This window comes from Rhodothermus marinus (assembly GCF_009936275.1).
GTDB classification, from domain to species: domain Bacteria; phylum Bacteroidota; class Rhodothermia; order Rhodothermales; family Rhodothermaceae; genus Rhodothermus; species Rhodothermus marinus_A.
This window is the reverse complement of the sequence record NZ_AP019797.1, coordinates 1086064-1106466: the sequence shown is the minus strand read 5'-3', so window position 1 is coordinate 1106466 and position 20403 is coordinate 1086064. Positions and strand designations below refer to the sequence as shown.

Genomic DNA, 20403 nt, shown 5'->3' with positions numbered 1-20403 from the left:
GGGCGGCTTCGAGGTTTCGATTTCAGGCGGCGGCCGTCTCCGGAATGCGGGCCAGCGCCTGCGCAAAATCTTCCTTGATGTCTTCAATGTGTTCGATGCCCACCGACACACGCACCATGTCGGGCGTCACGCCGGCGGCCAGCTGCTCCTCGGCCGTGAGCTGCTGGTGCGTGGTCGAAGCCGGATGGATGACCAGCGTCTTGGCATCGCCCACGTTCGCCAGCAGGCTGGCCAGGCGGACGTTGCTCACGAAGGCGCGTCCGGCCTCGTAGCCGCCTTTGAGCCCGAAGGCCAGCACGGCCCCGAAGCCGTTGCGCAGGTACTTTTTCGCCCGCTCGTGGTAGGGATGATCTTCCAGCCCCGGATAGCTCACCCAGGCCACCTGCGGCTGCTCGCGAAGCCAGCGGGCCAGCTCCAGCGCGTTGTCGCAGCTCCGCTGCACGCGCAGCGAGAGCGTTTCGAGTCCCTGCAACAGCAGGAATGCGCCGAAGGGATTCTGGCAGGGACCAAAATCGCGCATGCCTTCGACGCGCGCCCGGATGATGAAGGCCACGTTGACCCCCAGCACCCCGTTGGGACCGAACGTCTCCCAGAAACTCAGGCCGTGGTAGCCGGGCGAGGGCTCCGTAAAGGTCGGAAAGCGGCCGTTATTCCACGGGAACGTGCCGGCATCGACGATCACCCCGCCGATCGTCGTACCGTGACCGCCGATCCACTTCGTGGCCGAATGCACGACGATGTCGGCGCCGTAGTCGATGGGCCGGCACAGATAGCCACAGGCTCCGAACGTGTTGTCCACCACCAGCGGCACGCCGTGGCGGTGGGCAATGTCGGCCAGACGCTCGAAGTCCGGAATGTTGAAGCGCGGATTGCCGATCGTCTCGACGTAAACGGCCTTGGTGCGGTCGTCGATCAGGCTTTCGATCGAGTCCGGATCGTCGCCTTCGGCAAAGCGCACCTGAATGCCGATCCGCGGGAAGGATACCTTGAACTGGTTGTAGGTGCCGCCGTAGAGGTAGCTGGTCGAGACGATGTTGTCGCCGGCCTCGGCCAGCGTCGTCAGCGCCAGAAACTGCGCCGCCTGTCCGCTGGAAGTGGCCAGAGCGGCTACCCCACCTTCGAGCGCCGCCACCCGCCGCTCGAACACGTCGTTGGTGGGGTTCATGATGCGCGAATAGATGTTGCCGAATTCCTGCAGGGCAAACAGGCGGGCGGCGTGGTCGGCGTCCTTGAAGACGAAGGACGTCGAGGCGTAGATGGGCACGGCACGGGCGCCGGTCGCGGGATCGGGTTCCTGGCCGCCGTGAACCTGAAGGGTCTCGAAACGGTAGTTGGGCTGCGGCTGACTCATGGGCCTGTGGACGGTTGGTTGGTGAAACTTCCGGCGAGCCAACTCACCCCGAAGGCCGGATGGGCCACAGGCCCATGCTACGGACGGCATGCCAGGCGGCCATTAAAAAACCTCTCCCGCACGCCGATCCGCGGAAGAGGTACACTGTTCATGGCATCGCCTTGAACAGCTCATCTCCCCTCGCGGTCGTGCGAGGCAGGAATTGGCACCTTTCCCCACGTCGTCTCCCGACGATCAACGGGGCGGTTGCCAGGGCTTCACAGGGCCTGGTCCCTCCACCCTTCTGGATGAGCTGGTAAGAACATCCTTGTTGGGGCCGTTCTACGGACCCCCTCTGAGGGGGTTCCAGACCGGAACCGATTCCACAATGTGAAAAACAGCGCAAAGAGGTCGCCTATCTGCCCCCCTTGACACTCGAACCCTTCCAGCGGCCCTGCGTTGGAAGCATATTGAAACATCAACGCTTCTGCTTGACCGTGCGCACGCCCATAGACCTGCGGACGCTGAATCGCGAAGAGCTGGAGCGGCTGGCCGAGGAAATGGGCGAGCCGCGCTACCGGGGCCGTCAGCTTTTCAAATGGATCTACGGCAAGGGCGCCACGTCCGTCGAGCAGATGACGGACCTGCCCCGTGCCTTTCGTGCCGAACTGGCCCGACGCGCCCGCATCACGCGTCTGGAGCCGGTGCGCCAGCTCACGGCCGGCGACCAGACCGTCAAAGTGCTCTTCCGCCTGCCGTCGGGACGCCACATCGAGTCGGTGCTGATTCCCGATTTCGACGAAGAAACAGGCCGGGTCCGGCGCCTGACCGTGTGCGTCTCCAGCCAGGTGGGCTGCGCCATGGGCTGCGCCTTCTGCGCCACCGGACTCATGGGCTTTCAGCAGAACCTGACGGCCGGCGAAATCTACGATCAGGTCTGGCAACTCAACCGGCTGGCCGAGGAGCGCTTCGGGCGGCGCATCACGAACGTCGTTTACATGGGCATGGGCGAGCCGCTTCTGAACTACGACGCCGTACTCCGAAGCGTGGCGCTGCTGACCGACCGGGACGGCCTCGGGCTTTCGCCCCGTCGAATCACGGTCTCCACGGTCGGCCTGGCCCGCCGCATCCGGCAACTGGCCGAGGACGGCGTGCGCTTCCGCCTGGCCGTCTCGCTGCACGCCCCCACCAACGCCCAGCGCTCGGCCATCATGCCGGTCAACCGCAACGAACAGACCGACCTCGACGACCTGATCGACGCCATCCGCTATTTCGAGGCACGTACCGGCCAGACGATCACCTACGAGTACTGCCTGTTCGAGGGCTTCAACGACCGGCCCGAAGATGCCCACCGCCTGGCCGACATCACCGAACAGGCGCCCGGCAAGGTCAACCTGATCCTCTACAACCCGGTCGAGGGCCTGCCCTTCCACCGGCCCTCCGAGGAGCGCCTGCAGGCTTTCATTCGCGTGCTGGTGGATCGTGGTGTCACGGTCACCGTGCGTCGGAGTCGGGGTCAGGACATCAACGCGGCCTGTGGCCAGCTGGCCGTGCGCGAACAGGCCGCTTCGGAAGCCGTGACATAACGTTGTCACTCCCACAGGCGAACCTGTCAACCAGAGCGCATGGAGCCATGAACAACCGGCATCCTGAATCCGCGTATGATCCCCGCGCCGAGCTGCAGTGGAGCCTGCTGCGCTGGGTGGGCGGCTTCGTCAGCGGCGCGCTGGCCGTGCTGCTATTGCCACGCGCCGCGCGGCTGTTCATTCGGCGCATCCTGCCCGGGCTCCTGCTCGACGTGATCGTGGCCGTCACCGTAGGTCTGGTCACGGAAAAAGCGCTGGAATGGCTGCAGCGACAGCCTGAAGCCTCTCAACCCACTCCGGAACCCCATGGAGCCGCTTCGCCGACCGAATGAACGCCCTGACCGGCTGGGCGTCATCACGCACGGATCGCTGACGAAAGGCGTCGAGATGAAGCTCGACGCCGGCGAATCGATCGAAGACGTCGTGGCGGGCACGTTCGTGGTCATTCAGGGCGAGAAGTACGATTTCTTCTCGATGATCACGGACGTGCGCATCGACGCCGCCAACGAAAACATTCTGCTCAATCCCCCGCCGGCTGGCGACGGGCTGCTCCGCCAGATCCTGAAGGGCTCGGGCACCTACGCTACCGTCACGCTCAAACCCATGCTGATGATGCGCAACGACGGGCTGCAGGAGCTGGCCGAGATCCTGCCCGTCAAGACGGTGCCCAGCCACTTCGCGCCGGTCGCTCGCGCTACCGCCGAGGACGTGGCCCGCATCTTCGGACACGAGGCCAACGACGGCGGCAACCGCTACTTCCAGATCGGCGAGCCGCTGGGCATGCCGGGGATTCCCGTCTGCATCGACCTGGAGCGGTTCGTGGAACGCTCCAATGCCGTCTTCGGCAAGACGGGCACAGGCAAAACCTTCCTGACCCGCCTGCTCCTGTGCGGCACGATCAAGACGGGCCGGGCCGTCAACCTCGTGTTCGACATGCACTCGGAGTACGGCTACAACGCCCGCAAGGAAGACGGCAGCACGTTCGTCAAGGGCCTGCGCGAACTGTTCCCCCACCGCGTGCAGGTCTTCTCGCTGGACCCGAACGGCACGCGCGAGCGCACCGGCCGCGATCCCGACTGCGCCGTCTACCTGTACGCCGATCAGATCGAGCCCGAAGACATCCTGCCGCTGCAGGATACGCTGAACCTGAACGAGACGGCGGCCGAGAGCAGCTACCTGCTTCAGCGCAAATTCGGTCGCAACTGGCTGCTCACGCTGTTGCAGACCTCAGAATCCGAACTGAACGAACTGGCCGAGACAGTCGGTGCCCATCCGGCCTCGCTGGGGGCACTGCGACGCAAACTGGCCACTTTCGAGCGCTACGACTTTTTCAAGACGGAACCGTCGACGGGCAAGCGGGACGTGCTGGACGATCTGCTTGAAGCGCTGAGCAACGGCAAGTCGGTCATCCTTGAGTTCGGCCGTTACGACGACCTGCGCGTCTATCTGCTGGTGGCGAACGTGATCACGCGGCGCGTCCGGGCCGCCTACGAAGACATGACGGCGCGCTACCTGCAGACCCAGGATCCGGCCGACCGCCCGCGCCAGCTCATGATCACGATCGAGGAAGCGCACAAATTCCTGATGCCGGGCATCGCCCGCGAGACGCCTTTCGGGAAGATTGCCCGCGAAATGCGCAAGTATTTCGTGTCGCTGCTGGTGGTGGATCAGCGGCCCAGCGCCATCGACGAAGAGGTGCTCAGTCAGATCGGCACGCGCATCATTGCCCAGCTCAACGACGACAAGGACATCACGGCAGCGCTGGTGGGCACGCGCGACGCGGGCGCACTGCGCCAGGTGCTGGCCTCGCTCGATTCGAAACAGCAGGCACTCATTCTGGGTCATGCCGTGCCCATGCCCGTCGTGGTTCAGACCCGTTCCTACGACGAGACGTTCTACCGGGCCATCCGGGGACCGGAACGCTCTTTCGAGGAGCTGGACAGTGAAATGAAAAACCTGTTCAACTGAGCGGCACGAAAGGCGGCGATTTCGTAAACTCCGGCAGGCTTTCCTGCAAACCGCGTTGTCCTCCATGCCGATGCGCCTGCTGTCGCTGCTGCTTGTCGTCTGCAGTGCCACGCTGCTGGCCTTTGCCCATCGCTCCGAACCCGATCCCGCGCCGCCGGATCGAACGCGTCCGGGCGCCTGGACCGAAACCCAGCTCCGCACGCTGACGCTGGCGCAGCAGATCGGTCAGCTCTTTGCCGTGCGGGCGCGCGGTGTCTTCCAGAGCGTGGACGATCCGGACTATCGCGAGCTGGTGCGGCTGGTCGAGCAGTTTCAGGTGGGCGGCGTCATCTTCTTTCAGGGAGATCCCTACAGCCAGGCCATCCTGGCCAACGAATTGCAGCGTCGGAGCCGCCTGCCGCTGCTCATCGCTCAGGACACCGAATGGGGCGTGGCCATGCGCGTCAGCCGCACGACGAGTTTTCCGCGGGCCATGGCCATCGGGGCCACCGGCAACCCGGACTATGCCTATGCAGTCGGCTACATTACGGCCCGCGAAGCGCGTGCGCTGGGCGTGCACCAGCTCTACGCGCCGGTGGCCGACGTGAACAACAACCCGCTGAACCCGATCATCAACGTCCGCGCTTTCGGCGAAGACCCGCGCCTGGTCGCCACCATGGTACGCGCCTTCGTGCGCGGCGTGCAGGACGCCGGCGCCATCGCCACGGCCAAACACTTCCCCGGCCACGGCGACACGTCCATCGACTCGCACAGCGACCTGCCCGTGCTGCCCTTCGACCGGAAGCGGCTCGACACGCTGGAGCTGGTGCCGTTTCGGGCCGCCATCAAGGCCGGCGTGCAGAGCATCATGACGGGCCACCTGGCCCTGCCCCGCCTGGATCCCACGCCGAACCTTCCCGCCTCGCTTTCGCGCCGGATCACCCACGACCTGCTGCGCGAGGAACTGGGATTTGACGGGCTGGTGGTCACCGACGCGCTGGAGATGCAGGGCGTGACGAAGCATTTCGGCGTGGGCGAAGCGGCCGTGCGCGCGCTGGAGGCCGGAGCCGACATGCTGCTGCTCTCCGAAGACGTCGAGGCCGCCCGGTCGGCCATCCTGCAGGCCGTCGCACAGGGGCGGCTGTCCCGCGCGCGCATCGAAGCCTCGGTGCGCCGCATCCTACTGGCCAAAGAGCGGCTGGGCCTGCATCGGGAGCGGCTGGTCGATCTCAACGCCATCCCCTATGTGGTGGGCATTGCACCGCACCAAGCGCTCAGCCAGACGATCGCACGCGCTTCGCTGACGCTGCTGCGCAACGAGGGCAACCTGTTGCCTCTTCCCGACGTGCCCGCTACCCCACGTCAACTACAGGTAATCATCCTCAGCGACAGCGACGACCCCGCCACCGGGCGCTTTTTCGTGCAGACGCTGCGAGAAATCGCCCCCGACGACCGCATCGCCTCCCGGCTGCTGGACGTGCGCTCCCACCCGGACGACTACCGCGCGGCGCTGGAGGCGGCCGCCCGCGCCGACGTGGTGCTGGTACCCGCCTATCTGTTCGTCCGCTCCGGCACGGGCCGCATCCGCCTGCCTGAACGCCAGCGGACGTTTCTGGACGCGCTCATCGCGCAGGGGCGGCCCGTCGTGCTGATTGCTTTCGGCAACCCGTACCTGATCATGGATCTGCAGCGGCCTCCGGCCGTCTATCTGGCCGCTTACGGAGGGAGCGAATCCACCCAGCGGGCCGCCGTGCAGGCGATCTTCGGACAGGCCCCCTTCACCGGCCGATTGCCCATTACCATTCCGGGGCATTTTCAGCGCGGTGATGGCCTTCAGCTTGAGCAGGTGGCGCCCCGCCTGGCCTACCCCGAAGAAGTGGGCATGAGCACGCAGCGGCTCTACCGGGTCGATTCGCTGCTCCGGGCGGCCATCGCCGACAGCGCCTTTCCCGGTGCGGCCGTGGCCATCGGGCGCGGTCCGGCCATCGTGTGGCTCAAGGGCTACGGGCATTTCACGTACACGTCCGACCAGCGCGTCACCCCGTCCTCGGTCTTCGATCTGGCCTCGCTCACCAAGGTGGTGGTTACCACGACGGCCGCCATGCAGCTCTATGAGGCCGGCAAGCTGGACCTGGACGCGCCGGTCGTGCGCTACCTGCCTGAATTCGGGCAAAATGGAAAGGATCGCGTGACGATTCGCCAGCTCCTGTCGCATACGGCCGGGCTGGCGCCGTTTCATCCCTTCCACCGCATGGGCATTACTTCGGCCGAGGCGGTGCGCCAGGCCATTCTGTCCGACTCGCTGATCTATGAGCCCGGCACGCAGTCCCGCTACAGCGATCTGGGCATGATCGTGCTGGGCTGGGTGATCGAACGCATCACGGGCCAGCCGTTGGACCGGTACGCCGAGGAGCACATTTTCCGGCCGCTGGGCATGCGGCATACGGGCTTTCGACCGGTCGGCCGGCCGGATACGACCGTGGTGCCCACCGAAATCGACACGGTCTTCCGGCACCGACTCATTCAGGGCGAGGTGCACGACGAGACGGCCTGGATTCTGGGCGGCGTGGCCGGACATGCCGGACTGTTCTCGACGGCCGAAGACCTGGCCCGCTTCGCCTACATGCTGGTCAACGAAGGGCGCCTCGGCGGACGTCCGTTTCTCAAGCCCGAAACGATCCGCCTTTTCACCACGCCGGTCGATCCGGAGCGGGCCGGCACGCGTGCGCTGGGCTGGGACACCCGGAGCCGGGAGGGCTACTCCTCGGCCGGCCGGCTGTTCGGGCCGCGCAGCTTCGGCCATACGGGCTTTACGGGGACATCGATCTGGATCGACCCGGATCAGCAGCTGTTCGTCATCCTGCTGACCAACCGGGTCTATCCCACGCGGGAAAACCGGAAGCACCTGGCCGTGCGGGCGCAGCTGGCCGACCTGGCCTACGAGGCCCTCATCGGACCGCCCACGCTGAACCTGAACGCGCTCTTGCCGTAGAACAGCGCCGTCCGACAGGTTGTCGGGCTGGAATGCGATTTGTGGCGTCCTCTGCGCCAGATTTGCAGCAAGCTGTCAAACCAGAAGGGGTGTCGCCATGCCGACCTACGTGTACCGTCGTGAGGATGGGACGACGTTCGAGATCGAACAGCGCATCACCGATCCCCCGCTGACGCATTGTCCGACCACCGGCCAGCGCGTCGAGCGCATCATCACGGGTTCGGCCGGATTGATTTTCAAGGGTAGTGGCTTTTACCTGACCGACTACGCCCGCAAGGGTAGCAGCAACGGCTCGAACGGCAGCAAGACCAAAAGCACAGCCTCCACTTCGGAGAGCAAAAGCGACTGAAGTCGTTCTGCAGTGAACGGAAATGGAAAAAGCCGGGTCGCTCCCGGCTTTTTCCATTTGTCCCCGCCGAACAACATGAACGGCTACATATTGCGCCGGTACTCGCCGCCCACTTCGAACAGCGCCTTCGTGATCTGCCCCAGCGAGCAGTAGCGCACGGTTTCCATCAGCTCGGCAAATACGTTCTCGCCGCGACGCGCCACCTGCTGCAGCCGTTCCAGCATGCGCGGCGCCCGATGCGCATTGCGCCGCTGGAAGGCCCGCAGGTTTTCAATCTGGTGGCGTTTTTCCTCCTCGTGCGAGCGCATCAGCGCCGTCGGTGCATCGTGCGACTCGCCGTTCTTCGGCAGGAACGTGTTCACGCCGATGATCGGCAGCTCGCCGCTGTGTTTTTTGCGCTCGTAGAGCAGCGATTCTTCCTGGATTTTTCCGCGCTGGTACATCGACTCCATGGCACCCAGCACACCGCCGCGTCGGTCGATGCGCTCGAACTCCTGCAGCACCGCCTCTTCGACCAGGTCAGTCAATTCCTCGATGATGAAGCTACCCTGCAATGGGTTCTCGTTCTTGGCCAGCCCGAACTCCTTGTTGATGATGAGCTGGATGGCGATGGCGCGGCGCACGCTCTCCTCGGTGGGCGTCGTGATGGCCTCGTCGTAGGCGTTCGTGTGCAACGAGTTGCAGTTGTCGTAGATGGCCATGAGCGCCTGCAGCGTTGTGCGGATGTCGTTGAAGACGATCTCCTTGGCGTGCAGGCTACGCCCCGAGGTCTGAATGTGGTACTTGAGCTTCTGGCTCCGCTCGTTGGCGCCGTACTTATCCCGCATCACCACGGCCCAGATGCGCCGGGCTACCCGGCCGATCACGCTGTACTCCGGATCCATGCCGTTCGAGAAGAAGAAGGACAGGTTCGGGGCAAAATCGTCGATGTGCATGCCCCGGCTCAGGTAGTACTCCACGTAGGTGAAGCCGTTGGCCAGCGTGAAGGCCAGTTGCGTGATCGGGTTGGCGCCTGCCTCGGCGATATGGTAGCCGGAGATCGAGACCGAGTAGAAGTTGCGGATCTTATGGTCGATGAAATACTGCTGCACGTCGCCCATCAGGCGCAGCGCAAACTCGGTCGAGAAGATGCAGGTGTTCTGCGCCTGGTCTTCTTTCAGGATGTCGGCCTGCACGGTGCCGCGCACCACCGAAAGCGACCGGGCCTTGATGTTTTCGTAGGTTTCGCGGTCGAGCAGTCCCCACTCGACCAGCTCGGCACCGCTCGTGCCCAGCAGCCCCAGTCCGGTGCCGTCGTGCGTGGGGGGCAGGCTGTCGAGCCGTCCCTGAGGCCCGAAGGGCACGTAGCGCGGCCGCTCGTCGCCCAGCCGCTCGGCAATGGCCCGCTCGACTTCTTCCCAGCGGCCGATCTCCCGCAGGTAGTACTCCACCTGCTGGTCGATGGCCGTGTTCAGAAACATGGCCAGAATCATGGGCGCCGGCCCGTTGATCGTCATCGAGACGCTCGTCTTCGGGTCGCACAGGTTGAAGCCCGAGTAGAGCTTCTTCATGTCGTCGAGCGTGCAGATCGACACGCCGGCGTTGCCGATCTTGCCGTAGATGTCCGGGCGTTCGTCCGGATCGCGTCCGTAGAGCGTCACCGAGTCGAAGGCGGTCGAGAGCCGCTTGGCCGACATGCCCTCGGAGATGTAGTGGAAGCGGCGATTGGTGCGCTCGGGCGTTCCTTCGCCCGCGAACATGCGCGTGGGCTCCTCCTCGGTACGCTTGAACGGATAGACGCCGGCCGTGTAGGGGAAGTAGCCGGGCAGATTCTCCAGCAGCGCAAAGCGCAGCCGCTCGCCGGGATCTTCGTAGCGTGGCAGGGCCACACGGGGCACCTTCGTGCCCGCCAGCGAGGTGTGGTAGAGCGATGTGGTGATTTCTTTATCCCGCACCTTGTAGGTGAACGTCTCCTGGCGGTAGCGTTCGGCCGTGGCGTCCCACTCTTCCAGGATCCGCTTGCAGCGAGCGTCGAGCTTGTCCCACCAGTGACGAATCATCTGATCGAGCCGCTCCAGCAGCAGCTCACGGTCTTCGGGCGCCCAACGCTCCACCTGACGCCGCGCGCCCACCGCCTCACCCCACTTGCGGGCGTAGGTCACCTGCTCCTCTACCCACTTTCGGTAGTTGCGGCAGGTCTCGACGATCTCGCCCAGGTAGCGCTCACGCTTCGGCGGAATGATGGCCAGTTTTTCGGGATCGACCTCCGGAAGCTCCTCGGGCTTGAAAAGCCGGGAAGTCCGGCCAAAGCGGAAGCGTTCGTTGAGCAGCTCGAGCAGCGCCAGGTAGAGCCGCGTCGTGCCCGGGTCGTTGAAGTGCGAGGCCATGGTCGGAAAGACCGGCATGGCCTCCAGGGGTTGATCGAAGGCGCCCCGGTTGCGCTGCACCTGCTTGCGGATGTCGCGCAATGCATCCTGGCTGCCCCGCTTTTCGAACTTGTTCAGCGCGATCAGATCGGCCAGGTCCAGCATCCCAATCTTTTCGAGCTGGGTCGGGGCGCCGTAGTCCTGGGTCATCACATAGAGCGTGATGTCGGCCAGATCCACGATCTCCGTGTCGCTCTGGCCGATGCCGGCCGTCTCGACGAAGATCAGGTCGAAACCGGCCGCCCGGCACACGTCGATGGCTTCCTTCAGCGATTCGGAGATGGAGCGATGGGCCTGGCGCGTGGCGAACGAACGCATGTAGACGCGGTCGCCGTGCTCGCCGTAGAGCGCGTTCATGCGAATGCGGTCGCCCAGCAACGCCCCGCCCGTGCGCCGCCGCGTGGGATCCACCGAGAGCACGGCGATATGGATGTCCTCGAAGTCGTTGAGAAAGCGACGAATCAGCTCGTCGGTCAGCGTCGATTTGCCCGCACCGCCGGTACCGGTGATGCCCACCACCGGTGCCGTGCGCACCTCGGCCGCCGGCGCACCGTCGCCGCCGGCCGGCTCGGGCACCAGGTGCGCCGGCACGTGCTCCAGCAACCGCGATTCGATGGCCGTCAGCACACGGGCCAGCGCTTTTTTGTCCCGCTGCCGCACCCGTTCCAGCTCTTCGGCTTCGAGCTGGTGCACGGTCGGAAAGTCGCACTGCTCCAGCATGTAGTTGACCATGCCCTGTAGGCCCATGCGCAGCCCGTCCTCCGGCGAGAAGATCTTGCAGACGCTGTAGGCTTCCAGCTCCCGGATCTCCTCGGGCACGATCACACCACCGCCCCCACCGAAGACCTTGATGTACGAGGCGCCCCGCTCTCTGAGCAGGTCGATCATGTATTTGAAAAACTCCATGTGCCCGCCCTGGTAGCTCGAGACGGCGATGCCCTGCACGTCCTCCTGGATGGCCGTCTCGACGATCTCGTGGACGGAGCGATTGTGGCCCAGATGGATGACCTCGGCGCCGCTGGCCTGGAGCAAACGCCGGATCAGATTGATGGCGGCGTCGTGTCCGTCGAAAAGGCTGGCCGCCGTGACGAAGCGGATGCGGTGTTTGGGTTTATAGATACGCGTTTCCATGGGGATCTTCGGTTTTCGCAAGCGCTTTCAGCCATAGAAAACAAAAACCCGGCCGCAAAAGTTCGGCCGGGCGTGGGAATTTCTCAGAGGAGCCTTTCTTCTGAAACGCCAATCCCTGGTCGCGCCAGCGACACCCTCGAAGTCGGACGTCCCAGTCTCCTTTCGCCAGTAGCTGCCTGGCCTCTTGCCGACCTATACGGGGTCGCTGATTTACCGGTGCATGAGAGTGCCGCACCCCGTGTGGCGGACGTAATCCAGCGGGTAGGATCGGGCGGGCACAGCGGTCCGCCCCTACCTGGTAGAAACGTTGTTGTTTGTCTGGTAGGAGGCACCGCAGTGTGCGCCCGTGCTTTCTCATATGCTCCATTGAGTCGGCGATTACGGAAGGAGCGCCTCGGTAATACGATTTCCGGGAAATCCTCGGCCATGTGAGAAAGCACGGGGAAAGAAGCGGGTCAGGGGATGCCACGCACGTGCCCTTGAAATCGCATCAGTAATACCAGGGAAATTTTGAGTAGTCCGGCTTGCGCTTTTCGAGGAAGGCATCGCGGCCCTCGCGGGCTTCTTCGGTCATGTAGGCCAGTCGGGTCGCCTCGCCGGCAAAGAGTTGCTGGCCGATCAGGCCGTCGTCGATCAGGTTGAAGGCGTACTTGAGCATGCGGATGGCCGTCGGACTTTTCCGGTTGATCTCGGCCGCCCACTCCAGCGCCACCTCTTCGAGCTTTTCGTGCGGCACCACGGCGTTGACCATACCCATCTGGTAGGCCTCCTCGGCCGTGTAGGTGCGGCCCAGGAAGAAGATCTCGCGGGCGCGTTTCTGTCCTACCATGCGAGCCAGATAGGCCGAGCCAAAGCCCCCGTCGAAGCTGGCCACGTCAGGATCGGTCTGCTTGAAGAGCGCATGCTCCCGGCTGGCGATCGTCAGGTCACAAACAACGTGCAGGCTGTGGCCGCCGCCCACCGCCCAGCCGGGCACCACGGCGATCACCACCTTGGGCATGAAGCGGATCAACCGCTGCACTTCCAGAATGTGCAGCCGGCCCATGCGGGCCTTTGCGGCGGGCGAGTCGTCCCCTTCCTCGTACTGGTAGCCCGACGGTCCGCGCACGCGCTGATCGCCCCCGGCCGAAAAGGACCACTTGCCGTGCTTTTTCGAGGGGCCGTTGCCCGTCAGCAGCACCACGCCGACATCCGGCGTCTGGCGGGCGTGGTCGAGCGCCTGATAGAGTTCATCGACGGTCTTGGGGCGAAACGCGTTGAGCACTTCCGGCCGGTTGAAGGCAATGCGGACCGTACCCTGATCCTTGGCGCGATGGTAGGTGATGTCCTCGAACTGGAATCCTTCGACTTCCACCCAGCGGTCGGGATCGAAAATGGCCGAAACCATGGCGGCTCCTGTGTTTTCGTGAGACAACTTCGGGATTGTCGGCGCCAATATAGAACGAAAAAGGCTTCGATGCGCTACAGATTTTCGGGCCAGGCCAGTGCCCGAACATAGCCGTCGTGCTCGGATGCCCGCACCTGCCAGCTCGTGCCATCTTCCAGCAGCACGCGGCCACGCGTGGCCGTCTCCAGCACCAGTCGGAGCCTTCGAGGCGAGCAGCGCAGGCCGACGCCGAGCCCTTTCAGCACGGCTTCCTTGAAGGCCCAGCACCAGATCACGGCCTGCCCCGGATCGTCCCCGAAATGACGCAGCAGCGGGTACTCATCTGGATGCAACACGTAACGATAGAGTTCGGGTGGGCGTGGTTTGAGGCGCTCCAGATCGGCCCCGATCGGATGGGGAGCGACGGCGGCCAGCGCCACTTCGTCGGCATGGGCGATCGAGACGAACAGCCCCGTGCCCGGCACCTGCGGCGGCTCGTCGGGACGCGCCACAAGGGGCACGCGCTCGGGAGCTATGCCCAGGCGTTCGGCCAGCAACTGCCGGGCGGCTGCCCGTCCCAGCAGAAACGCCCGCTGCCGCTGCACACGCCGGAAGCCCGCCAGCCGCCGGCCCTCGTCTTCCGAAAGCCACGACCGCCAGCGGGGCTCGCAGGACGGATCGTAGCGCAGCCAGTGCCAGCTGATTGACTCCGGCAACTCCATGCGTGGACTCCCCGGATCAACAAAAAAGGCAGGGCCTGATGCCCTGCCTTTCACGTTTCGATCGCCGGGCGGTTCAGGCCGCCGCGACTTTCGCCAGCGCCTCCTTGTAGTACTGGGCCACCTGGTCCCAGTTGACCACGTTCCACCAGTTCTGGATGTACTCGGCGCGGCGGTTCTGATACTTCAGGTAGTAGGCATGCTCCCAGACGTCCAGCCCCAGGATAGGCGTATGGCCCTGCATGTAGGGGCTGTCCTGGTTCGGCGTCGAATAGACCTGGAGCTTGCCGTTTTCGTCCACCACCAGCCAGGCCCAGCCGCTGCCGAAGTGTCCGGCGGCCGTGGCCGAGAACTTCTCCTTGAAAGCCTCGAACGAACCGAACGTGGCCTTGATCGCCTCGGCCAGTTCACCGGTGGGTTCACCCCCACCATTGGGTTTCATGATGGTCCAGAACAGGCTGTGGTTGGCGTGTCCGCCACCGTTGTTGCGCACGGCGGTCCGGATCGCCTCGGGAATTTCGTTGATGCCGCGCAGCAACTCTTCAATCGACTTGTTCTGCAGCTCGGGGTAGCCCTCGAGCGCCTTGTTCAGGTTGTTGACGTAGCCCTGATGGTGCTTCGTGTAATGAATTTCCATCGTCTGCGCATCGACATACGGCTCGAGGGCGTCATACGGATAGGGCAACGGGGGCAGCGTGAAAGCCATAGCGTCTCCTCGATTTGGTTCCGGGTTGCATCGGATCGCCGCAGCGTTCCTCCCACGGGGAAGGTTCTAACGGAAAAAACCGCGGGAAAGTTTTCCCGGTTAACCAGATCGTAACACTTCGAGCAGGCGTTCGTAGTCGCGCCGGCTCAGTTTCCCTGTTTCCAGCAACTGCTGGAGTAGGGCCTGCACCGCTTCGCGATCGGTTTGCGTCGCCGGAGCTTGTGGCGCGGAAGGTGCGCGCAGCATGGCCTCCTGCAGAAAGCGTGCGATGTAAGGGGCCGCTTTGGGCCTGCCAGAGAAGTCCATCGACAGCGTGAAGGTGGCGCGGCCGCGGTTGACCTGCAGTTCGATACGGCGACCGCCCAGCAATCGCCGCTTCAGTTCGACGTCCACCAGGTCTTCGTAACGGACGGTCTGTGGGGGTTCCAGATCCAGGTTCTGGAACACGAACCGATCTCGCAGGAAGACGGCGCCGTCCCGTCCCGTGCCCATCAGTGTCGCGTCGTAAAGCGCCAGCACTTCGTGGGGCGCCACGCCCTGCGCGTAGTCGGCCAGCGCGCCCCGGAGACGATCTTCCGGGATTTCCGGGGCCACGAACAGACCCCATTGCGGCGCGTGCGGAATCAGTTCGCGGATGAGTGCTTCCATGCTCGTTTTCAGGCCGTTCGGCGCAGACGCGCAGCAAAGGCCCCGTCCATCCGGTCGCGCGGCGGCCAGGTGGCCAGGAAGCCTTCGGCCGTAACCATCTCGGCCGGCACCCAGGCGTCGGCCCGCTCCACGGTGAACTCCGGATGCCGCGCCAGAAATGCCCGGACACGCGCTTCGTTTTCCTCCGGCTCGATCGTGCAGGTGCTGTAGACCAGGATGCCGCCGGGACGCACCAGCCGGGCAGCCGCCTCCAGCAGCTCGTCCTGCAGCCGGACGAGTTCGTCCAGCTCCTCCGGACGCCGGTGCCAGCGCAGGTCGGCCCGTTTGGCGAGCACGCCCAGCCCGGAGCAGGGCACGTCGAGCAGCACGCGGTCGGCCTGCAGGTCCGGATAGCGCTCGGGCACCTGGCGCAGGTCGAGCGTCTCGGCCGCAATGCTGGTCAGCCCCTGCTGCAGGGCGGCTCTGCGGATCAGTTCCGTCCGCTTCGGGTGCACGTCGAAAGCCAGTACGCGCCCGTGGTCGCGCATGCGCGTAGCGATGTAGGTGGTCTTGCCGCCGGGCGCCGCGCAGGCGTCGACGATGGTTTCGTCCGGATGCGGATCGAGCAGACGCACCACCAGGCCCGCGCTTTCATCCTGAACGGCCAGCAGGCCTTTTTCGATGAGCCGGTCTTCCAGGATGGGGCCCAGCCGCTGCACCCGGATGAAGTCGTTCAGCACGGGCGACGGCTCGGCTTCGAGACCCCGATCGGCCAGGCGATGCAGCACCACATGGCGCGGAATGCGGTCGGTGCGCACGCGCACGCCAAACCAGGGGCGTTCGTTGTTGTAGCGCAGGAGCGCCTCGGTGTCGGCCGGTCCGTAGCGAGCCAGCCAGCGCTGCACGATCCAGGTCGGGTGCGAATAGCGAATGGCCAGATCTTCGGCCGGGTCGCCCGTCTGCGGCTGCGGCAGAAAGTCGCGCTGGCGCAGCAGCGATCGGAGCACGGCGTTCACCACGGCTCCGGCCTGCGGCCGCACAAGCCTTCGGGCCAGTTCGACGGCCTCGTGCAGCGCGGCATAAGGCGGCGTGTCCGTGAAGAGCAGTTCGTAAAGACCCAGCCGCAGGATCTGGCGCAGCCGGGGCTCCATGCTGTCGTAGCGGCCGCGGTAGTTCTGTGCCAGCAGAAAGTCGAGCCAGCGCCGCCAGCGCGTCACGCCGGCCACGTATTCGGTAGCCCGGCGGCCGGCCTCCGGCTCCAGCTCGTCGATCAGTCCGGCCGACGTCAGACGGTTGACGTAAGCCTGATCGTTTTCGATGCGTTCCAGCATCCGCACCGCCTCCCGGCGGGCGGGATCCAGGCGTTTGCGTAGTCCTCGTACTTTAGGCATAAATTTCCTGTAAACGCGGGGTACGTTTCTCTGATACCGAATCAAGAGAAAAAGGTTATCAGAAGATCTCGTTATAGGGGGGTGTTCCTTTGACGCGGTAATAAACGAACTGCAATAACGGAAGAGTTTCCCCCGGACGCGTGTCGTATCGGAGGCGGTCGTCGATCCAGACGCGCATCCATACGCCAGCGACACCCGGAGAGAGTCGTGCGAAAAAGCGCTCACGTAGCCGGATATCAAATTCCCCGCTGTAAGGCAACGTAATCTGCAACGTGTCAGCTTCCAGAAAATACACCAGCAGGGTATCTCTGCGCGGCGTGCCCGACTCGTCCAGCACCGCCGTACGCTGCAGCAGAAAGTTTGTCGAGGTGACCAGCGTCAGCGTGCTGTCTGTGGTGCCTTCAATGCGGAGCCGCGCCCGCTCCGGCGCATCCTGTCCCCTGAACAGATCGCAGGCGCCCAGCAACAGGCAACCAGTGAGTCCCAGAACAACCAGTCCTCGCATCTATATCCACCGGTTTGGCTTTAGAAAAGCGGAGGTGCCGAAGACCGGGCTCCGGCACCTCCGTCTCATTCAGGTACGTCTTTTCGGCTCAGTCTATGTACGGATTGGCACGACGCTCAATAATCGTAATGGGGAAGAAGGTCCCCGGCTGGCGCATGGCCGTGCCGTCCGGTCGCCACTCCGGCGAGGGATCATTAAAGCGGTAGTGGTCCGCCAGGCGACGCCCCTGCAGGAACAGGTAAGCCTGACGGCTAAAACGGAGCATTTCAATCGGTTCGATGCCCGAACTGTTCGGGTCATAAGGTGTCAGCCCGTCCCGCGTACGCAGATGGTTGATGTGGGTGGTAAAGCCGTTGATGTCTCCGCTGGCCAACGCCGCTTCGGCCAAAATCAGGTGCATTTCACGTTCGGAGGCAACTGTCATGTCAGGGTACAGACCGGCCGCATGGAAGGCCATGATCTCCTGCTCCACAAAAGGATGGACCACATCTGTGTCAATGATGTCTTTGAAGATAACGGCCTGCGTCTGCTTGTTGTTGGCCGTGGGCTGAATGTAGGTATCCCCAAAACGCATCTCCAGACGGCTGTTGACCTGATCCCCCAGGCTCAGATCCCCCACCACCAGATCGGGCGCATTGGGATCCATGTCCAGAATCACCCGGGCTTCGGGATCTACCACGGCAAGCGCCGCCTGGGCATCGGCCACGGCACCGGCATCGTTGACCAGTCCGTTCACTTGCACCTGTCCGGGTCGAAGCATGGCGCGCAGCGCCTTGCTGTACTTGGCACGCGCCCGGAACATCAAGATCTGCCCCTGGAGGGCAGTATTGTTCCGCGCCTCAGCGATTGCCAGCGCTTTGTTAAGGTAATCGATCGCCTTATCATAGACCTGCGGCAATCCATCCCGGCCGATCGGTGGTGCGGGCTCCTGCCGATCGGAAAAGGCAAAGTCGTCAAACATATCGGCGATCGTCACATAGATGATCGCGCCGTACAGGTAGGCCCGCGCCAGCACGGTAGGATCCGAAAGTGCCCCTTCGTTGCGAAATGCTTCCAGCCGGGCGATGACCGCATCGGCCCACCAGCGCGCCTCGGCTACATAGGGGAAGGCTGCGTCGGTAAATTCATTAAACGGATCGTCCACATTCCCAAAGTCCAGCTGTTGCCAGGCATCGCGCGATCCTACCCAGACCAGCTCGTCAGTAGCTGTAGAATAAGGCGTCAGAATCGCTTGAACCGCCCGCGTAACAGCGGCTTCGACGCCATTCACCATGGGTTCGGCTGCCGCCGGATTCCCCAGGTCTTCTTCAACCAGGTCGTTCGGGTTGTTGACGTCCAGCAGGTTACAGCCGGCGATACTCAGCCCCAGGCTAAAGACCAACAACCCGATCCAGAAGCTTTTATCGTAACGCATGGTCGTTTCTCCCGGTAGGTTAGAAGCCAAACCGAACGGTAAACGTCACCCGCCGCGGCAGGACGAAGCCAAAGGCGTCCACTCCGTCCAGGTAGTTCTGATCCAGCTGGCTACCGCTGCCGCGCCCGACGGCATTGACTTCCGGATCCGGCCCGTCGTAGCGGGTCCAGAGCGCCAGGTTGCGCACGCCCAGCGTGAACGACAGCCGGTCAATGCCCCAGAGCCGCTGCAGATGCGAACGCGGCACGTCGTAGGTCAGGCTCAGCTCCCGCCAGCGCAGAAAGTCGGCCGGCTTGATCGTATTCAGCCCACTGAAGGGAGCCAGCGCCAGCAGTTCGTTAAGCCAGCGCTCCAGCGCCCGCAGCCGCACCTGCGGATCGTTCATGGGATTCCCGTTGGCATCCACCCCCCCGGTCGCGTAATCCCGCACCACTTCGGCCGACCAGGGCAGGTTGCGTCCGATCACGGCATTGGCCTGACGGAAGGCGAACGTCAGATTATTCACGTAGTAGTTGCCCGCCTTGAATTCGAAGGCCGTATAGAGCCGGAAGTTGCGCAGAAAGCGAATCGTCGCCCCGAACGAGCCCTGCCAGTCCGGCGTCGGCTTGCCGAGGTAATGGTCCAGCAGATCTCCATCGCCGTCCTCATCGGCAAGCAACACCAGCCCCAGCGAACTGGGCATGTTGACACGCCCGTTGCTTGGATTGATCAGATCTTCCGGCGTCAGTGTCGCCAGATAGGCCAGCACCTCATCCCGCGAGTCCGGCTGCCCATCTCCGTTGAAGTCTACCGGCAGGTGGTTGGCATCGGTCGGCAATAGTTTGGCCCCGAAATGCGCTCCTGGTGCATACCCCTCAATGATGAAGTTGCGATACCGCGGATAGCTGCCGCCGACCTTGATAGGTGGAGCCCCTCCCATGTCGGTCACCTGCTCCCACAGATAGGAGGCGCCTGCAAATAGCTCTACCGAGAATTGCTCGCTGCTGTAAACCGTGCCCTGAAAGCCCAGTTCTACTCCTTTTGCCTTCAATTCGCCAATGTTTGTAAGCTGGCGGGCCCGGAAGCCTCCCGTAACGGGGAATTGCTTGTCCACCAGGGCATCGGTAACCGTTCGATCCCAGTAGGTGGCCTGCAAGGCGAGCCGGTCCTGTAACAATCCGAGCTCCATGCCCACTTCCCATTCGGTGGAGATCTCCGGCTTGAGCTCCGGATTCCCCAGATTGCCCGGCACAATACCGGGGCCGCTGCTTGAAGCAACCGGCACGTAGGTGGTCAACGCATCAAAGGCACCGGGCTGCAATCCTGACTGTCCCACGGCCGCCCGCAGCCGCAGTGACGAAATGGGCCCCAGCGGACGCCAGAACGGCGCATCGGACGGAATGAAACTGAGCCTTGGGATAGAACACAGCGTCAAACTCCGAACCAAAGGCGCTGTTGGCGTCCAGACGCCCACCGACGGTCAGAAAGAGATAATCGTTAAATCCAATCTGCTCCTGTGCAAAGATTCCCAGATTGACCACCTCCAGATAGGACTCAAAGACTTCCTGTTCGGCAGCACCACCCGTCACGTCAATACCCGGTCCCGGGAAACGCCGCCCTTCGGCCGATTCGTCGATGCGGCGCGTGATGAAGCCCTGCGTCCCCAGAATGAACGTGGACTCCAGCGACGAGCTAAGCCGCACCCGATGGGTTGCCTTGATATCGGCCGTAATGTCCAGCGCATTCAGGTCGTCAATGCGGCGGACGCCTTCCGGATTGTAGCCGCTGAAATTGTCAATATTCCAGCGAAATGGAAAGACTTCTCGGCTGAGCTGGTTGACCACATCAATGCCAAAGGTAGCGTCCACCATGAGCGGTCGCGACGGCCGATAGTTCAGATTCAGACTAGAACTTATCCGGAAAATAGGGATACTCTGTAATCGCCACGATAATCGG

The 20403-nt window shown here is 63.7% G+C and carries 16 protein-coding genes and 1 riboswitch; of the genes, 5 read left to right on the top strand and 11 right to left on the bottom strand.

Annotation, left to right across the window (positions count from 1 at the left end):
• Window positions 1-22: 22 nt before the first annotated feature.
• Window positions 23-1351, bottom strand: coding sequence for an O-acetylhomoserine aminocarboxypropyltransferase/cysteine synthase family protein (locus GYH26_RS04915; RefSeq protein WP_161540707.1), 1329 nt, complete (start codon window positions 1349-1351; stop codon window positions 23-25).
• A gap of 167 nt (window positions 1352-1518) precedes the next feature.
• Window positions 1519-1645, bottom strand: a riboswitch (SAM riboswitch).
• Between the two features lie 176 nt (window positions 1646-1821).
• Between GYH26_RS04915 and rlmN the strand changes: the two genes are divergently transcribed.
• The 5 genes from rlmN to GYH26_RS04890 all read left to right on the top strand — a co-directional run bounded on the left by rlmN (window position 1822) and on the right by GYH26_RS04890 (window position 8204).
• A complete protein-coding gene (gene rlmN / locus GYH26_RS04910) occupies window positions 1822-2916 on the top strand; it encodes a 23S rRNA (adenine(2503)-C(2))-methyltransferase RlmN (RefSeq protein ID WP_161540706.1) in 1095 nt (364 codons plus the stop codon).
• 47 nt (window positions 2917-2963) lie between these two features.
• Window positions 2964-3248 (top strand): hypothetical protein, encoded by a 285-nt coding sequence (locus GYH26_RS04905; protein ID WP_161540705.1) that lies wholly within the window; start codon window positions 2964-2966, stop codon window positions 3246-3248.
• Window positions 3223-4884, top strand: coding sequence for an ATP-binding protein (locus tag GYH26_RS04900; RefSeq protein ID WP_161540704.1), 1662 nt, complete (start codon window positions 3223-3225; stop codon window positions 4882-4884). Before GYH26_RS04905 ends, GYH26_RS04900 begins: the two co-directional genes overlap by 26 nt.
• Window positions 4885-4948: 64 nt before the next feature.
• The gene (locus GYH26_RS04895) at window positions 4949-7855 is read left to right on the top strand and encodes a glycoside hydrolase family 3 N-terminal domain-containing protein (protein WP_161540703.1); all 2907 of its coding nucleotides are present in this window, start codon (window positions 4949-4951) and stop codon (window positions 7853-7855) included.
• Window positions 7856-7952: 97 nt separating this feature from the next.
• Window positions 7953-8204 (top strand): FmdB family zinc ribbon protein, encoded by a 252-nt coding sequence (locus GYH26_RS04890; protein WP_161540702.1) that lies wholly within the window; start codon window positions 7953-7955, stop codon window positions 8202-8204.
• An 83-nt stretch (window positions 8205-8287) separates the two neighbouring features.
• Here GYH26_RS04890 and GYH26_RS04885 read toward each other — a convergent pair whose 3' ends face one another.
• The 10 genes from GYH26_RS04885 to GYH26_RS15175 all read right to left on the bottom strand — a co-directional run bounded on the left by GYH26_RS04885 (window position 8288) and on the right by GYH26_RS15175 (window position 20318).
• On the bottom strand, window positions 8288-11740 hold the full coding sequence (locus GYH26_RS04885; protein ID WP_161540701.1) for a methylmalonyl-CoA mutase family protein: 3453 nt from the start codon (window positions 11738-11740) through the stop codon (window positions 8288-8290).
• A gap of 490 nt (window positions 11741-12230) precedes the next feature.
• Window positions 12231-13127 carry a 1,4-dihydroxy-2-naphthoyl-CoA synthase gene (locus tag GYH26_RS04880; protein ID WP_161540700.1) on the bottom strand — a complete coding sequence of 299 codons (897 nt, stop codon included), beginning with the start codon at window positions 13125-13127 and terminating at the stop codon, window positions 12231-12233.
• A 74-nt stretch (window positions 13128-13201) separates the two neighbouring features.
• Window positions 13202-13828, bottom strand: a complete 627-nt coding sequence (locus GYH26_RS04875; protein WP_161540699.1) for a 4'-phosphopantetheinyl transferase family protein — start codon at window positions 13826-13828, stop codon at window positions 13202-13204.
• 73 nt (window positions 13829-13901) lie between these two features.
• Window positions 13902-14531 (bottom strand): superoxide dismutase, encoded by a 630-nt coding sequence (locus GYH26_RS04870; protein ID WP_161540698.1) that lies wholly within the window; start codon window positions 14529-14531, stop codon window positions 13902-13904.
• A gap of 99 nt (window positions 14532-14630) precedes the next feature.
• Window positions 14631-15179, bottom strand: coding sequence for a hypothetical protein (locus GYH26_RS04865; protein WP_161540697.1), 549 nt, complete (start codon window positions 15177-15179; stop codon window positions 14631-14633).
• 8 nt (window positions 15180-15187) lie between these two features.
• Window positions 15188-16549 carry a 16S rRNA (cytosine(967)-C(5))-methyltransferase RsmB gene (gene rsmB, locus GYH26_RS04860; RefSeq protein WP_161540696.1) on the bottom strand — a complete coding sequence of 454 codons (1362 nt, stop codon included), beginning with the start codon at window positions 16547-16549 and terminating at the stop codon, window positions 15188-15190.
• A 58-nt stretch (window positions 16550-16607) separates the two neighbouring features.
• Window positions 16608-17054 (bottom strand): hypothetical protein, encoded by a 447-nt coding sequence (locus tag GYH26_RS04855; protein ID WP_161540695.1) that lies wholly within the window; start codon window positions 17052-17054, stop codon window positions 16608-16610.
• An 88-nt stretch (window positions 17055-17142) separates the two neighbouring features.
• Window positions 17143-18468: a RagB/SusD family nutrient uptake outer membrane protein gene (locus GYH26_RS04850; protein WP_161540694.1), complete on the bottom strand. Its 1326-nt coding sequence runs from the start codon at window positions 18466-18468 to the stop codon at window positions 17143-17145.
• 19 nt (window positions 18469-18487) lie between these two features.
• Window positions 18488-19783, bottom strand: a complete 1296-nt coding sequence (locus GYH26_RS04845; RefSeq protein WP_242006595.1) for a TonB-dependent receptor domain-containing protein — start codon at window positions 19781-19783, stop codon at window positions 18488-18490.
• Window positions 19749-20318 (bottom strand): TonB-dependent receptor, encoded by a 570-nt coding sequence (locus GYH26_RS15175; protein WP_242006594.1) that lies wholly within the window; start codon window positions 20316-20318, stop codon window positions 19749-19751. The genes GYH26_RS04845 and GYH26_RS15175 overlap by 35 nt, the downstream gene beginning before the upstream one ends.
• Between the last annotated feature and the right edge of the window lie 85 nt (window positions 20319-20403).

Excerpts from the sequence above, each read along its gene's own strand:
- GYH26_RS04915 (WP_161540707.1), bottom strand. The coding sequence starts at position 1,351 with ATGAGTCAGCCGCAGCCCAACTACCGTTTCGAGACCCTTCAGGTTCAC.
- GYH26_RS04905 (WP_161540705.1), top strand. The coding sequence starts at position 2,964 with ATGAACAACCGGCATCCTGAATCCGCGTATGATCCCCGCGCCGAGCTG.
- GYH26_RS04900 (WP_161540704.1), top strand. The coding sequence starts at position 3,223 with ATGGAGCCGCTTCGCCGACCGAATGAACGCCCTGACCGGCTGGGCGTC.
- GYH26_RS04895 (WP_161540703.1), top strand. The coding sequence starts at position 4,949 with ATGCCGATGCGCCTGCTGTCGCTGCTGCTTGTCGTCTGCAGTGCCACG.
- GYH26_RS04890 (WP_161540702.1), top strand. The coding sequence starts at position 7,953 with ATGCCGACCTACGTGTACCGTCGTGAGGATGGGACGACGTTCGAGATC.
- GYH26_RS04885 (WP_161540701.1), bottom strand. The coding sequence starts at position 11,740 with ATGGAAACGCGTATCTATAAACCCAAACACCGCATCCGCTTCGTCACG.
- GYH26_RS04880 (WP_161540700.1), bottom strand. The coding sequence starts at position 13,127 with ATGGTTTCGGCCATTTTCGATCCCGACCGCTGGGTGGAAGTCGAAGGA.
- GYH26_RS04875 (WP_161540699.1), bottom strand. The coding sequence starts at position 13,828 with ATGGAGTTGCCGGAGTCAATCAGCTGGCACTGGCTGCGCTACGATCCG.
- GYH26_RS04870 (WP_161540698.1), bottom strand. The coding sequence starts at position 14,531 with ATGGCTTTCACGCTGCCCCCGTTGCCCTATCCGTATGACGCCCTCGAG.
- GYH26_RS04865 (WP_161540697.1), bottom strand. The coding sequence starts at position 15,179 with ATGGAAGCACTCATCCGCGAACTGATTCCGCACGCGCCGCAATGGGGT.
- rsmB (WP_161540696.1), bottom strand. The coding sequence starts at position 16,549 with ATGCCTAAAGTACGAGGACTACGCAAACGCCTGGATCCCGCCCGCCGG.
- GYH26_RS04855 (WP_161540695.1), bottom strand. The coding sequence starts at position 17,054 with ATGCGAGGACTGGTTGTTCTGGGACTCACTGGTTGCCTGTTGCTGGGC.
- GYH26_RS04850 (WP_161540694.1), bottom strand. The coding sequence starts at position 18,468 with ATGCGTTACGATAAAAGCTTCTGGATCGGGTTGTTGGTCTTTAGCCTG.
- GYH26_RS15175 (WP_242006594.1), bottom strand. The coding sequence starts at position 20,318 with ATGGTGGACGCTACCTTTGGCATTGATGTGGTCAACCAGCTCAGCCGA.